This window comes from Mesorhizobium sp. M2C.T.Ca.TU.002.02.1.1 (assembly GCF_003997225.1).
The window spans coordinates 1-610 of sequence record NZ_RZTO01001451.1 but is presented as its reverse complement, the minus strand read 5'-3'; the positions used below and the strand labels follow the sequence as shown (position 1 = coordinate 610).

Here is a 610-nt window from a genome sequence, read left to right as displayed (position 1 = left end):
TCCTTCAGCTGCTCGCCCTTTCTTCAACTCTTCAGCATTGAAAGCCGGCTCTCAGACGGAGCCGGCGATCGCGTTTTCGAGCAGCGCCAGCGCCGCTTTCTTGGTGAGCTTGACCGGATTGCCGCCGGCCGTCGGGTCGACCACCGCCATATCGGCGATCAGCGCCTTGCGCTTCTTGTCCATGTCGAGCCCCTTGATCAGGCCGGGCAGCGCGTGCGGCACCTTGAGCTCCTTGCGCAGCTTGATGACTGCCTTGGCGAAGCCGTCGAAGCCGCCCCTGATGCCGCAATAGGCGGCGAGCCTCGCGATACGGTCCTCGATCGCCTCTCGATTGAAGGCGAGCACATAGGGCATGAACACGGCGTTGGTCATGCCGTGATGGGTATCGTAGAGCGCGCCGATCGGATGCGACAGCGAATGGATGGCGCCCAGCCCCTTCTGGAAGGCGGCGGCGCCCATGGCGGCGGCGCTCATCATGTGGGCGCGGGCGACGAGATCCTTGCCGTTGGCGAAAGCCTTCGGCAGGTTCTCGAACACCAGCCGGATGCCTTCCACCGCGATGCCGTCGGCCATCGGGTGATAGCCGGGCGCGCAATACGCCTCGAGGCAG

At 64.9% G+C, this 610-nt stretch carries 1 protein-coding gene; it reads right to left on the bottom strand.

The window, feature by feature from the left end; genetic code table 11:
- Positions 1-51: 51 nt before the first annotated feature.
- A partial coding sequence (locus tag EOD07_RS36700) for an iron-containing alcohol dehydrogenase (RefSeq protein WP_127238524.1) occupies positions 52-610 on the bottom strand: 559 nt, incomplete at its 5' end.